At 48.8% G+C, this 15,012-nt stretch carries 7 protein-coding genes; all 7 read right to left on the reverse strand.

Features of this window, described 5'->3' with window-relative positions:
• Positions 1 to 60 precede the first annotated feature (60 nt).
• Complete coding sequence (brxL, locus tag AFK67_RS02770; RefSeq protein ID WP_038884862.1) at positions 61 to 2,145, reverse strand: protease Lon-related BREX system protein BrxL; 2,085 nt, start codon at positions 2,143 to 2,145, stop codon at positions 61 to 63.
• 10 nt (positions 2,146 to 2,155) lie between these two features.
• Positions 2,156 to 4,753, reverse strand: a complete 2,598-nt coding sequence (pglZ, locus tag AFK67_RS02775; protein ID WP_081591129.1) for a BREX-1 system phosphatase PglZ type A — start codon at positions 4,751 to 4,753, stop codon at positions 2,156 to 2,158.
• 189 nt (positions 4,754 to 4,942) lie between these two features.
• The gene (gene pglX / locus AFK67_RS02780; RefSeq protein WP_038884861.1) at positions 4,943 to 8,575 is read right to left on the reverse strand and encodes a BREX-1 system adenine-specific DNA-methyltransferase PglX; all 3,633 of its coding nucleotides are present in this window, start codon (positions 8,573 to 8,575) and stop codon (positions 4,943 to 4,945) included.
• A gap of 45 nt (positions 8,576 to 8,620) precedes the next feature.
• Positions 8,621 to 12,262 (reverse strand): BREX system P-loop protein BrxC, encoded by a 3,642-nt coding sequence (gene brxC, locus AFK67_RS02785; protein WP_007729758.1) that lies wholly within the window; start codon positions 12,260 to 12,262, stop codon positions 8,621 to 8,623.
• Positions 12,263 to 12,273: 11 nt separating this feature from the next.
• On the reverse strand, positions 12,274 to 12,876 hold the full coding sequence (gene brxB / locus AFK67_RS02790; RefSeq protein WP_007729761.1) for a BREX-1 system protein BrxB: 603 nt from the start codon (positions 12,874 to 12,876) through the stop codon (positions 12,274 to 12,276).
• Positions 12,873 to 13,475, reverse strand: coding sequence for a BREX-1 system protein BrxA (brxA, locus tag AFK67_RS02795; RefSeq protein ID WP_085958813.1), 603 nt, complete (start codon positions 13,473 to 13,475; stop codon positions 12,873 to 12,875). Before brxA ends, brxB begins: the two co-directional genes overlap by 4 nt.
• Before the next feature lie 142 nt (positions 13,476 to 13,617).
• Positions 13,618 to 14,738, reverse strand: a protein-coding gene (locus AFK67_RS02800; protein WP_085958808.1) for an IS3 family transposase whose coding sequence is annotated in 2 segments (ribosomal slippage) — positions 13,618 to 14,480 and positions 14,480 to 14,738 — 1,122 coding nt in all. Because the reading frame shifts where the segments join, the coding sequence is not laid out codon by codon here.
• Positions 14,739 to 15,012: the final 274 nt, after the last annotated feature.

A 15,012-nucleotide genomic window follows, 5' to 3' on the forward strand; every position in this document is an offset into this window, starting at 1 on the left:
TAAATAAAAATAATATGGGCATTAACATACCGAGAAATGTGATCCATTCCTCGGTATGTCTTAATTTACCCCCAACGCCTTATAAACCGCATCTACAGGTTCAGAGTAAAAACTGACCTGGAATTTAGTAAACAACTCGGCTGGTACAGTCGGAATATCTACTGCGGAAGACATCGGCAGAAGAACCTTTTTCGCGCCACTATCAAAGGCGAGTTGTAAGCTAGCCGCCAGATCCTGAACAGGGTTGATTACTCCACCGAGCGTCATGCTACCTAACACGACCATTTGTTCCTGAACGGGTTTCGCCAGTAAAACGGAACACAGGGCAATAAGTGCCGCAAGGCTGGTCGCAGTACTTGGTCCGGTATTATGCAATTCGACTACGTGCAGATGGTACTCATGTTCAGAAAATTTCGCTGTTGCGCTAACGCGGCTGAGGTTGCCTTTGAAATAATCAAAGCCAACCCGGATAGCTTCCTTAGCCGAGGTACTTGATCCCAGACCTGAAACGCTATGCTTACCATTGCCTGCGGTCATCTGAGTTTCGAAGCGATACAGACCTGTCATGCCACTTTCCGCTTGCGTAACTAAATGCACTACGCCTGGTTTTGGCATGCCAGCCGGAATTAATTCGCTGCCGCCCTGTTCTGGCACGCTGACGAAGAATTCTTCCAGCGTTTCGTTATCGATGTAACTGAAGTTCACATCGAAGAATTCCAGTCCGCCTAGCTTTTTAAGCTGTTCTTTGACTCGACGGCGGGCTTCCATGGCGTAGGTCAGACAAACACGGACATCTTCTTTACTGTAAGAACCATTGGGATGAAGAAGTTTCAATAGACCAGAAACCGTACGCCTTACTGCAATAACGTCGCGTTGGTTAAGATTGTTACCCAGCTTATAGAACTTATCGATCGCATCGGAGAAACTGCGCTTACGCATTTCCCGCATGTATTCTGCGAGATAATCTGTGATAAGGCCGTAGCGATTGGTAAAGAATTCCGGGCGCATTTTCGGGATTTCCCAGCCGGGGATATAGGCATGGAAGCGGTCAAAAAACGCCGTGTCGATCATCGCGGCAGGGAAGGGGGCTAACAGATGGCTGGTTTTGACTAACGTCTCAACGCTCTGATTGATGTTGCCGACGAATACCATCGACGCTTTGCCTTCAATCGAATCTCTGCCGCGTGAAAACGAGCCAGACGCCATGTAATCCTTCATGATTTGCACGCCGTCTTTGTCTTTGAAAGTGATCCCTGCTACTTCATCAAACGCGACCACATCCCACATGCCGACCAGGCCAATCTGGCGACTGGCCATGTTGTAAAACAGGTTTGCTACCGTGGTTTGTCCGCCGGAAACTAGCAGCGAGTTTGGCGAACATTCTTTATAGACGTGGCTTTTACCGGTACCGCGTGGGCCCAGTTCGCAGACGTTATAGTTGTTTTCCACGAAAGGGATCATGCGGGTGATCAGGTGCCACTTGGTTCGCTGCTCAATGTTGGCAGGTTCCATACCCACGGAGCGCAGCAGGACATCAATCCACTGGTCGCGGTTGAAGTGCGTACGTGCGGTAAATACCTCTTCCATGTCCATATTAGGCATCTGGATAGGTTTAAGCGTCATCAGAGAGAAGGGCGAAGTTTTCTGTCCCTCCTCAAAGAAGTAGTTCACGGTGATCATGCACCAGATGCCACCGGTCAACAGCTTCTCGTTGTCCTTGACCATTTGCGGCGGAACCAGTGCATCTTTAATGCCGAGGTTAGAGAGCTGGGCTTCGTAAACGTCTTTCTTCTGATTGAGCTTTACCGACACTTTATCGATGATCTTGTAGGATCCTCGCTCACGAATAAGCGATTTCACCTTCTCCGCTTCATCAGGGCGGACGTAGTTATCAGCCAGAATGCGCTTAACGTTCTGCAACCCTTGCTCGACGATCTGGTCATCGTCGGAAGCACAGTACATACCGAGCAGATACTCTAGCACATAGACCGGGACATTTGCCCCTTCCTTGAGCTGTTTAGTCAGATCTTTACGCACTACCCGGCCACGAAAATGCTGATTCAGTAAGGCGTCTAAATCGTAACCTTCTGCGACGAGTTCCCCTTCAGATACAGCTAGAACGGGTAAGTCATGATGGATTTGCATATCGCCTCACTTAAAAGAAATCATCCTGAAATGCCAGATCGATAATGACAGGGTACTTCTGGTAACCCGTTTCCGTTTGTGCATCTTCCAGTATCAGCCAGTACTCATTTCGGCGATTGAAATTCGCGCCAATCAGCTTCAGCGTAACGTCACGCACACGTTTTTCCATGGTGTTGTTATCGCTGTCAAAGCAGATTCGCTCTTTACCGGATACCACATTGTTGGCGTTATCGACGATAAAGATGTTTAGGGTGCGCGGTTCGTATAACTCACCCACCGGATGGGTTTGCAGCAAACTGACTTTATCAATGTTGTTGACGAGTTTGATCAACGGATGGTAGTTCACGATATCTACCGGACGACGCTGAGGTTGCTTCTCGGCAGCCGTTTTCTGCAGCGCTTTCACCTGCAATACGGGAACGCAGACTTCCTGCAGCATGGCTCCACCGTGCACAAACCGTGCACCACCTGAGAAATGGAAACGCTGGATCCCTTTCGGAATCAGAAACTCGCTGTTATCGCTGACGCCTGCGGTATCCGCCACTTTTCCTTTCCAGCAAAAATCATCGGCAGGAAGCTGATGGCCGATAATAAAGCGTTTGTGGTTTTTAATCGTATTTTCTGGCTTGATCTGCAGCGTGGTTTTATCCTGCCCGGAAAGGGGCTGCTGCTGGAACAGGAAGCCGTGGTCCGCCGTGACGATAATGCGTGTACCATGTAGACGGTTAATCACACGGGTGACTAAATCCTTCAGTTCAACCACCGCGCTGCGGCACGCTTCGAAGGTCTTTTCTTCTGTAGATGCTGTGTCGCCCATAGCATCAATGGTGTTATGCCAGATATAAACGACTTCGTAATCGCGAATAAGATCCCGTCCTTCCTGATTTTTCCATTTCAGAAGATCGTCGGATTTTACTGCCATGCCTTTATATTTCTTCAGAATGGTATCGCGGTTAGGCGTACCTGAGGTGGATAACCCGTCCGCATAAACGATGTCACCATTACCCGGTTGGTAGCATATCTCGTCATGGGGCAGCAATGCAGCCATACCCAGCTGGGTATAGCTGGGTAACACGCCCAACTGGGAACGCAGTTCGGCAGTAAAGCGTTTCTCAGTATTGATCTGATTTCCCAGCTCTTCTGCTACTTCATAGCGCAGCGCATCGGAGATAATCACGAACACGCGCTTGATTTGTGGATTGTTAAACTGTGGCTTAACGGCCTCATTGTAGAAGTTCTGCTGCCGTGGAACGCCCGCAATACGCCACTCCTGCATACGGTTTTCGGCTTCCAGAACCTTATTCCAGCTCCGGCTTAATTCTGCCAGGTACCAGTTGGAATATAGCGCTTCGATATAGTCATCCAGGCTTTTCAGGATCATTGCGCCTTTGCTGTGAACCAACAGCGCGTATTCGTTAAACAGGCGGTAGGCCTGATCAAAGCGGAACAGCTCTTCGCAGTACGCTTTCCAGAACGTTGCGCTGTCCTGATAGTGGAAACCATCAATATGACGATTACGCAGATTTAGCAGCCGCTCAGCCTGACGAAGCGCGTCATAGATGGCGTAGTATTCCTGACGAGTCTGGCACCAGTATTTGCTCTGTCGTTCGGACAGAAGCTTCTTGAAGGCTTCACGGTCAAGCGTGGTGCTCTCTTCCAGAAGCTGCGTCACTAGTGCATGAATAATGGTCTGTTCAATGCTCAGCGTGGTTTCGCACTCGTGTAAATCATAAGGTGAGCTGAGACGGTACTGGTCTTCTGGTCGCAGCGCATCCTGCATCTGCTGTGCGCAATAATCATAGGCGTCTTTGTAGCGACGGTCGGCGCGCCAGGTAACCATAAAGGCCAGCGCGGAGGCTCTGCCTGAAGGCGTGGCCAGCACGTTTTTTTCCAGCCATTCGCGTTTCTGCGGATCTGCCTGTGCGGAGAGATCGGTACAGAACAGTTTGAGGATCAGGTTTTCCAGGGTCGGATTCTCGGCCTGATAGCCCATTTCCTGATTCAGCATGCCCCACAGCACACCTTCCAGATCGTGGCGTTTCAGCATCGCCAGCGTGTTTTCCAGGTCGCTGTCGTCATCTTTTTGCTGATTAACGTATTGGGTAATCAGGCTGAACAGAATCTCTTCCGTTTTTGCTGTTTTTACGCCAGCGATGACCGCAACTATCTTCTTATCAAGGGAGGCTTCGTTTTCCTGCTCAGTCACCAGACCTTTCAAGGCAGCAAGACGTTTAGTGCTGAAAAATGCCTTCCGGCGTTGTATGTGCTCGCGTAGGCCAAGCTGAGGAATGCCTAACGTATTCAACGTGATGGCGGCGAAATCGGCGTGGAACTCCGTACTGTAAAGTCGAATATCCAACAGCCAGTCGAATTCTTTTGGAGGTACATCGTGGGGAAACCACAGCAAAAACTGCTGTTCAGGCTCATCAATTTCAATGCGCTTTTTTACCGCCAGTTGTGACTGGTCGGTCATATCGAGCAGCGTGACGTTCTCCAGTTCGAAGTTACCCAGTTCTTCAAGGAAACGCTTATCGGGATCGTGCCAGAAAACGATGCGATGTTCGGCGAATTTTGCTTTAAGGCCGGCAATAAATTCCTGATTTTGCAAGGTCACAATCCCATGTTGATTCGGTAAATTTAAAGATGTCTGAACGCCTGGAAGCCGTGTTCCGCGTTCTGACACAAAGCCACATTTTATCATGTACTGGAGGTGACGAATGCCTGAAAAAGGCCGGATTCCCGTATCGATATCACCACCGGGCTGAAGCCCGGTGGTGTGGGAAGGTAAGTTATTTGATTAAATCACCTCAGGCGCATTGCCGGTAATGGCTTTCACATCCGCCAGCAGATCGCCAAACTTACCGTAGTTAACCTTAACGCCGTCGTCGAGATCAATACTGATTCTCATATCAGCATAGTGGCGTAAGCGATCGTCAAAGCTTCGCAGTTCGTTGAATTTCTTGCTCAGATTGTCGCGATCGCGCTTCAGACGCGTGGCTTCGCCGCCTGTAGCGCCATCAATCTGTTCGTTCAGACGATCGATATTGGCCTGGTAGCGGGCCAGCAGTGGAACCACATATTCGGTACGCATTCTCGCCAGCGTCGCGTCGTTGTAGCGATGCAGATAGACCAGGCACTCGAATGCTTTCTCTTTACCAGAGCTGAACAGCCAGTAGATCGGGCGCTTTTTATACATCTTCATATGATCTTTCCAGAACTGAGTAGAAAGATAACGACGGATGGTATCCAGCGCAGATTCACCTTTTTTCGGTTTGATCGCATATAAACAGAGACTTTCGGCGATAAATTCGAGGTTTTCCTGCAAGTTTTCTTCGCCCCAGACGGTGCGGACAAACTCTTTGACGCGGGAGGTGACGTCATCGTCAAACCACTCGTCATCCATCAGCGGTAGAATGCCGTCATTATCCGCCGGGAAGGTTTTGTATGCACCTTCGGCGACCAGTTCGGTAAAGCCTTTGTTGCCTTCATGGGCGTAGACAAGACCTTCGCGATCGAGGGAGTAGCGGCCCATCATGCAGCCTATAATATACGAAATTAATTGAGATAAATTGTCAGAAGAAAAACGATATTCTTTTTCTTCAGCTGATATATTGATTCCATAACGGAATGATTTATTGCAACAGAGTGTTATATCATCTTCTTTTACGTCTGATTCTAATTGTTTAGTAAGGCCAGTTTTTTCTAAAAATGATGCGTTTATATGTGATTCAATATTCCTCATTCTGTTAACATTATCATTCCAGTGTGATAAAACGTTCTCGTACACAAAGGATAACTTATTATTATCTTTTGTATTTAAGATGAGTACGTTTCTGATAAAACCCCAAGACGTTTCTTGTTCATCCCAATCAGCCTTAGATATTTCTAGGGCTAATATAACTTCGGGACAATAATTATCAATGTAAGGCGTTTCATTTAGCATGCCTGGTAATAAATTTATTGTTGGATTTAAATCTTCTAGTAATGGTTTTTTTAAAGGGCTATTAAGATAGCCTAATATTGTATACTTTGACTCTTCTGAGGGAAGTGAAATAAAGCAACTCGCATCATTATGAACAAAACCTTTGTCTAAGTATCTAAATGAAATACTTCCGCTAGATATGCGGGACCATGTGATGCAAGATTTAAAATAATATTTTTCGTTCCGAATTGCAGCACCTTTTGAATGATTTTTAATATCGAAGCCTGAATTTTCCCAATTTATAATGTCTAAATGCTCTCCTGACCATTTTCTATGCCCACCACCTTTATTACAAGGATACCATTTAGCATTCTCCTCTGGTGCATTAAATGTTATTTTACTATAGCTAACCTCAAACCAATTTCGAATGTATTTATCGTTATTGCCTGTCTGAAGACCCACTCCAACTTTAGCTTTGAGGCCTATCTTGTTTTTTTTAAAAAGAGATAATAACTCAGGGGTGAACCAGTAGCAAATAATGCAGCTGGGGATTTTTGTGAAATTATTTTGTTGTATATTATATGTGATAAATGTGTTCGTTTTTAATTTTTCATGTTTTAATGATTCATTGCCATCTTTCAAATCTTGATAAGAAGCATTGAAAGATAAATGTTCTTTTTTTAGGAAAACATATGTGCAAGTCTTCACTACTTCCCCTGATATTTGCCCAAAAGCTCTCGCTCCCAAGTGAGCCATTGTAATTAATGTTACATTTTCTAGTAACCATCTACGTAGAGATTCAAAACTAGTTAAAAACATCCATGACTGCATATTAATCTGAGCATTAAAACCATTTTCTTTCAGCAAAAAAAATGCATGCTGCATAAACATTGAAAATAAATCTGACTTGCTATCTGGGAAATTATTTTTGGCAAATTCTTTCAGTTCATTATTCATTCCCCCGTTACCCATATACGGCGGGTTCGCCACTACTGCATCATACCGCTGCGCCAATATCCATGCCTGCTGAATATACGGAATAAACACTTTCGCTGCCGCCTTCTGCTGGAAATCGCCTTCCTGCTCCATGCGATATAGCGCTTCGAGAAACGACTTCAGTTCCGCCTCTTCTTCCTGTGGAACCTGAATCAGCGAGCCCAGCGTTTTGGCATTCACAAAGCGCTTAAGCGTGCGCATAAGCAGCCGATATTCTGCGCTGTCGGTATGGGTTAATGTGGTATTTTCGGCAAACATATCCCCCATGCTGCCGGTCTGGTTCTGCTGGTGGAAGTTCAGCTGCTGCCACAGTTTAGCAATATCCAGATGCAGGCTCTCCTGCAGAGAGACAATATTCAGGCGTACGTCGCGGGTAAATATCCGTCGGTCATCCTGCCGGGCCATCATTAATAATGCAAAACCGGAAAGCTGGGCAGCACGGTCGTCGATGTCGAGACCAAAAATATTATTTTCCAGAATCAGCTGTGGAATATCACGGGCGCGATAGCCGCGCTCTTCGTAGATATTTTTCAGCACGTTATAGGCTTCAATCAGAATATGCCCTGAGCCGCAGGCCGGGTCGAGCACCTTAATGCTTTCCGGTTCAATGCTGGCAGGTGTAATGGCTGCCAGCTGTGCCTGCACTTCCGGCGTCTGTTCGGCTGGCTCAATGTAGTAGTCCATTTTGCCTTTCAGCGGCGAGTCCGGGTAGGTCTGCAGCCACTGGCGACCGACGGAGTTCTGCACAAGATACTGTACAATCCAGTTTGGGGTAAAAAGCTGGGTGGCGGCAGGAATATCTTCGCTCTTTACTACTTTGCCGATAACCGCATCTTTTTTCTCAGAGATATAAAACTGATACAGCCAGCCGATGACTTCGACCTCTTGCCAGTCTTCTTCTGGAATGCCGTCCACCAGACCGCGCAGAATGGAGTCGGTGCGGGTCAGGTTATCCGGCAGCAGCAGTTCGGCTTCATCGTCGACTGCTTCAAACAGGAACGGCATCGCGTGGTGCAGGGCGTGGCACTGGGCCAACAGCAATTCGCGGTAGATGGCTTCGTCCTGGTTGCCGGACAGCTTCATCTCGACCAGTTGTGCTTTTTTCTCCGGCAGCAGCGCTTCCGCCACTTCCGGCACATGGTCCAGCACTTTAAAGCCGGTCGGGTTATCCGGGTGCGAGAGCATATGGAAGCCGTGGTCAAGGTAGCCGTGGATTTCCATATAACGAATGGCGCACAGGCGGTTGAACCAGGTGTAGGCACAGTGCTCAACCAGTACGTCAAAGCCCTGATCGCGGGCGCGTTTTACCAGACGATCGCGGCGGATGAGGGTGGATTTCGGGTAGTCGAACTGGCCATAGCGCACGGTCTCACCGATGACTTCGGCATCCGCAATCTGCAGATTGCCTTTTTTATCGGCGGAAATCCCCAGCGTGGTTAGCTTCTGGATCACCGCATCGCGGAACTGGTTACGGGCCTGTGGAGCATATTTTTTGATGTTATTGGTATTCATAGAAAATCCTGCAAAGGGCAGCAGAGCGCTGCCCTGAAATGGGGGTTACTGAAGACGAATCCGGTCACCTGCCTCAATGGCTGCCAGCAGAGCAGCACGAAGCCTATCAAGCGCTTTTTCCACCTGCTCGGCGGTTTCCAGCACTTCACCACCGGTGGCTTTGCGCATCTCGCTGGCGACGTTCACCAGATGCGTTTTTTTCGGTACCGGCTGGATAACGGGTTTCTCTTCCACAACATAGGTCTGTTGCGACTCGGCAGCGTGTTTTACTTCACTCGCGGCTCGTAGCTGGGCTTCCTGCTTTTTACGCAGCTCGTCGATCCACTGGTTAATTTTCTTCTCTGCATCCGTTTGCAGCGCCTTCGTCTCTTGCTGTTCCGCCAGAATTTCCGGAATCGACTGGCTGACCTCAGCGCGTTTTCTGGCTTTTTGCATCGGCAGCAGAACACTGTTTTGCAGCTCTGAGGTGGCATGTGCTTCCTGCAAGCGTTGGCGGCTCTCTTCGATGCGGGCGTCGATACGCTCCATGGCATGCTGGCGGTACTGTTCCACTAACTGGTGATTGACGTTCTGCACCTGCTCAATCAGCGGCGTGATGCGATTGAGATGCTTGTAAGGCTCCTGCATCTGCCAGATACTTTCCAGTTCACCCAGCGCTTTTACCGCCACGGCGTCTTTTTCCAGCGCGCTGCGGTTGGATTTAAAGCTGCCATTCAGCGCAGCACCCAGCTTTTGCCAGGTCGCAAACTGCTTGCGGTAGAAATCGACCAAATCTTCACGATCTTCACTGAAATCCAGCAGTTCATTGGCCTGGCTGGTGACTTTCTCTATCAGGGCAAAATCTTCTTTTTCACTCAGAATGGAATTCAGTAGACGCAAACCTGATTCAATCTCCTCTTTTCCGGGATTGTTTCCACCTTCCGCTTTCGCTCTGAAGACATTCAGCTCCTGCCTCCAGTCGTCGAAGACCTGGCGAATATGTTCAACCAGGGCAGGTTCTTCACGTTCGCTAAACGGCTGCTGGGCAATCTCTGCCATGGTTTGCGCAGCTTTGCGAATTTGCGCTTCGTCGTGACGACGAATTTTGTGCAGACGCAGCTCACTGTGGCGACGGCTGTTATTGAACAGCTCCCACACCTGTTTACGCTCGATATTGTTATTCTGCTGGCTGAAGCTGAATTTACCTTTGCGCGCCAGACGAGCAACCAGCAGTTTCACTTCTTCTTCCTGCCATCCATAAGGACGACGGGCAAAGTGGTTCAGAATATCGCGTAAATAGACAGGCTTATTGTACTCAATGTTCATACTGACCCAGGTTTCCACCTCGCGCATGGCGTCGGGATTGGACTCTTCTGTATCACCCAGATCCAGTTCTGTATCATTTTCTAACGTAAGCTGTTCATGAATCTCACGCGCGATTTCACCGTTATAGGGATGCAGCATTTTTAATTTGCCGAACGTGTTTTCAATCACATAACGGCAGGCTTCATCTACAATGCTGGACGGTGTTGAAGATTTCTTCGGTAAGCGCTCGCCAATCGCCCAGACATCCGCTTCGGCAATAAGCGACTCTAGCTGGACGCGCAGCATTTTTTCGCGAACGCTGTTTTCGCGGGCTTTTTCTGAAAGCAAGCTGGCCTGTTCCGGACGCTGCCCGGCGTTGTCCCTGAGAAATTTTTCTGTCTGGACAACTAAATCAATATCGGTCCAGGTGCGCCCCTCCTCAGGGAGGCGAATCAAAATACAGCCATCACCGTCCGAAGTATAAGGACGGCAGGCTGCATCGCTGTTATAGAACGTATAGGTCGGATCTTTTGGCGTGAGGATTTTCACCACCAAATCGTTAAGCATCGCGCCATCCAACGGGTGCCCGTTCAGGAAGCGGCTGATATCAAAGTCCTGCTTATTTGCCGGGTAGCGATACTTCCGGTTTTTCAGAATGTCATCAAAGATGATCGAAGCCAGTTTTTTGTTGATCGCAGAGAAGTCGACTTCAACATTGCGGATCTCGTTCTCGATCTCTTTTTCTTCGTTAGTCAGGAACACGTATTTGTCTTCAACACGTGCAATCAACATTTCCCGTTCCAGCTTATTCAGGCTTTTTTCAACGCGACGGCGCAGATCGACTTTATCAGCATCGATTGTATCAATGGAAAGGGTGACCAGATTATCGAGTGTACTTTTCAGCACATCGACATAGCGGATCAGGAACAGCGTTTTCAGTAAGTTGCCATCGAACTCATCAAGAATGCCATTATGACAGGCCTGAGTGATGGTGCGGCTTACAGCCGGTTCCAGGAAGCTCTCAATCGCGGCATAAAAACGCCAGAACGGCACCAGAGAATCCAGACCCTGCGGGGCGATTTGCTGCGCCGCAGTCTGGAATGCTTCTAACTGTGAGCGTTCACCCATGGCTAACTGTTTACCGGCGGCACCTTTGGTCCGGATAGATTCAAAAACCTTCTGCAGGATCTGGTAGTGCCACGGGACAAACGGGTAATTATCAATAAATTCTTCTTCACTGGTATAAGGGCGCAAAGAAGCAGTGGTTGTAGGGTCAAACGCAAGCTGGTTACGCAGAATGTCGCCTTTCTCCTGCCAGACTTTAGCCAGCGCGGGTTTTGCAGCATCGGTTTTCACCAGCAAACGTTTTTGGATAACTTCGGAAGTGTTAGAGCTTGAAAGCTGCAAACGCGTAGAGAAACGGCCCTGGATTTTAGAGAAGTCTTGTCCATCGCGGCTGCTCATACCGCCAATGGCCGCATTGATATCCGCCTGGGAGGTAACAATAACCCATGCGCGTCCACCACAGATAACACCCAGGTTTTCAGTGATAGTCTGCAGCTTCAACATCATCTGCGTATTTTTACCGATGAACTGGCCGACTTCATCCACCATAAAGAGGATGTTTTTGCCGTTTTCATCCAGCCATTCTTTGACCCACTGGCAAAAGTTATTGATATCTAATGGGAAGTTCTTATCCAGCTGTTCCACCCATTGACGCGAGGCGTCAACGCTTTGACCTGTGGCCTGGCTTAGGGCTTCTGCCATTTCATCGCTGATGAAATAGTAGGAATCGCGCTCTTTTTCCCAGCTTGAACCAGTGATAGTGGAGAATGCGGTCTTAAACGCGTCGTATTGGCCGCGTTTAGCCAGCTCACGTTCCAGATGAGCGATGTGCGGAAAATCAGCACAGTAGCCAACCCGTTCGTTAAACACCTTCAGGAAGACTTTAAGGATGGCGTCTTCTTTATCATCGACGTTAGCGCGAGAATCAATATTGAACAGAATCACTTCCGTCGGGTAATGAACCGCTTTGTTGATATCAGCGAGGAACAGAGCATCTTTGATTTTGTCTTCAAAGAAGGAGTATGCATTACGTTCCGTACCGTTATGACTGACTTTACGGTTAGACAATAGATATGACAGGATCTTGATAAAGTGCGATTTACCTGAGCCAAAGAATCCTGAAACCCATACGCCAATTTTGTTTTCCATGCGTATGCGCTCCGGACCGGTTGCCGGAACATAAGATTCGAAGAAATGGCGAAGATGTCCTTCCAGTTCCCGGGTGATGACGTATTCATCAAGCTCAATCCAGGCACTGGCATCGTCCGTCTGCTCGGCTTTTACAACACCATTAATATTTCGGTCCAGACGTTTTTCAAAGATCTGTTCAATATTCATTGCTGTGCTCTTTAACGAGGATTCAATGTCGCCGCAGGCCCGCTTTCGGGTACCAGCCTGAAGGCGCGATAGTAATTTCGGGAATCAATGCCCGCCAACGGAGAGAGGTCGTGTCCGCTATAGGTTCCCGGATAAAACATCAACAGAGGGGTAAAACCCATCACGTCCTGCAAGGCGCTCATCAGCTCATGGCCACGAACCAGCGGCCAGGCATTACCCATGCCCGTCAGAATGACAAACTCTTGATTTTTAAGATCGACTTTTTTTGCTATGTAATCCGCGATTTTTTTCTGATTTAACAAGCCAACGAGTTGTTTTTTCAGCGCTTCGGTACCGACTTTCACTTCCTGCTGACAGACGCGCTCAAATAGCCCACGTTCGGTGAGCATTTCGATAATGATCTGAAAGATGTTGAGGTGTGCGAACTTGTGGTCCTTTTCCAGATTACGGAGCAGATACTTGAGATGTTCACGTACCTGCAGCTCATTCTGAGCAGGATAATCAAAAATCCAGAACCCAATCTCATTACCGGAGCCGTTGTTTTTGAGAAAGCGCTCTTCTCTAATGCGGCTCTGAACCTGTGACAGGCGGTATTCAAGCACGGGATCGATCACCGTTGGCCCTCCAGAATAGAAACCAATTCCTGTTGCCCGAGGCGCTGCAAGGTTGCCTGAGTTTCTGGTAAAAGAAACACTGACTGGAGATTGCGTCGGCGCGGCGTATCCAGATAACCCGCTTCAGCCAGCGCTTTGACCAGGTTGTTACCCATTTTTTTTATGGATGAATCTGAGTAACTGGTGAGTACGGGCTGCTGGCGAAGATGGTTGGTCACAAACTCATCCCAGCTATCCATAGGGAGCTTTTCTTTAAACTGTCTACGCAGGTCATTCACTACTTCTGCCAGGAAGTCTTTGACAACTGGCGAATGGAGCACCAGGGCGACAAACAGTAATTGCTGACGCTCGCGCTCGCTCCCTTCCGCAATAAGTGACCACGCCGTTTTATCAAGCATATTCAGGCGTAGTCTTATGGTTGTGGCATAGCGCTTCGCCGTATTCGCAGAGGAGGCTTGTAGAATGTTATGAACAACGATCTGCTCTTGACAGGTTTGTTCATCAGGATCGGTAAGCATGAGTTCTGCGATGATTCGACTTTCCCTGCTCATCAGCGGCCCGCCTAACAGGTCTCCAATCCATGTCTTGTCGTTTTTCATCGTCATTTCTATCCTCTGAAGACTGCTATGCAGCTCGCGAAAAAACAAACAATGATTGTAATAGGGGGAGGGGCCGGATGCCATGGGAAAAGACAATTTGTGAGAGGCAGCGGTGACCTGCCCCCAGTATTAGATACAACCGTCAGTTAGTAATGTCGGTTTGTTTATCTTCATATTTTTCATTTCGCCACCGTGCTGCAAACTCTGATGGCGTCTGATAATTCAGTGCCGAATGTGGACGACACTCGTTATAATCCTGCCGCCAGTCATTAATGATTTTCCTGGCGTGAACGATATCGCTGAACCAGTGCTCATTCAGACATTCATCGCGAAATCGTCCGTTAAAGCTCTCAATAAATCCGTTCTGCGTTGGCTTGCCCGGCTGGATTAAGCGCAACTCAACACCATGCTCAAAGGCCCATTGATCCAGTACGCGGCAGGTAAACTCCGGCCCCTGGTCAGTTCTTATTGTCGCCGGATAGCCTCGAAACAGTGCAATGCTGTCCAGTATACGCGTGACCTGAACGCCTGAAATCCCGAATGCTGTGGTAATTGTCAGGCACTCCTTCGTGAAGTCGTCCACACAGGTCAGGCACTTTATCCTGCGACCGGTGGCCAGTGCGTCCATGACGAAATCCATCGACCAGGTCAGGTTGGGCGCTTCCGGGCGGAGCAGCGGCAGACGTTCCGTTGCCAGTCCTTTACGACGTCGTCTGCGTTTTACGCCCAGCCCGCTGAGATGATAAAGACGGTACACGCGCTTGTGATTAACCTGAAGGCCTTCACGGCGCAGTAATTGCCAGATGCGGCGGTAGCCAAAACGCCTGCGCTCCAGTGCCAGCTCAATAATGCGCTCTGATAAATGCGCATCAACCGCCGGACGCTGAGCCTCGTAGCGGCAGGTCGACAGAGACAAACCTGTAAGCCTGCAGGCTCGACGTTGCGACAGACCGGTTGCATCACACATAAACTCAACGGCTTCCCGCTTCTGGCCTGTCGTCAGTACTTTCGCCCCAGAGCCACCTGAAGCGCCTCCTTATCCAGCATGGCTTCGGCAAGCAGCTTCTTGAGTCTGGCGTTCTCTTCCTCAAGCGACTTCAGGCGCTTAACCTCGGGCACCTCCATACCGCCATACTTCTTGCGCCAGGTGTAAAAGGTGGCGTCGGAAATGGCGTGCTTACGGCAGAGCTCACGGGCAGAAACCCCGGCTTCAGCCTCGCGGAGGATACTGATGATCTGTTCGTCGGAAAAACGCTTCTTCATGGGGATGTCCTCATGTGGCTTATGAAGACATTACTAACATCGCGGTGTATTAATCAACGGGGAGCAGGTCAGCGGCTCTAATGAAGAGCATTTATGCCTCACCCGCATGGCGGTACTTGTGAATTTCCAGTAGGCATGGATAGAAGTAACGCCGATAATGCCATGCCTTACCAGGTAGTGGAATTCATCTGCTGAAATCAAATCCAGCACCGACACCGCATCGGAAATCGCGATATTAACAGGCTTCTTTTGTCGAACTGGCTGGAGAGCATTA

The sequence above is a fragment of the Cronobacter dublinensis subsp. dublinensis LMG 23823 genome (assembly GCF_001277235.1).
Lineage (GTDB): Bacteria > Pseudomonadota > Gammaproteobacteria > Enterobacterales > Enterobacteriaceae > Cronobacter > Cronobacter dublinensis.

Coding starts and splice junctions, on each gene's coding strand:
- pglX (WP_038884861.1), bottom strand. CDS start 8,575: ATGAATACCAATAACATCAAAAAATATGCTCCACAGGCCCGTAACCAG.
- brxC (WP_007729758.1), bottom strand. CDS start 12,262: ATGAATATTGAACAGATCTTTGAAAAACGTCTGGACCGAAATATTAAT.
- brxL (WP_038884862.1), bottom strand. CDS start 2,145: ATGCAAATCCATCATGACTTACCCGTTCTAGCTGTATCTGAAGGGGAA.
- brxA (WP_085958813.1), bottom strand. CDS start 13,475: ATGAAAAACGACAAGACATGGATTGGAGACCTGTTAGGCGGGCCGCTG.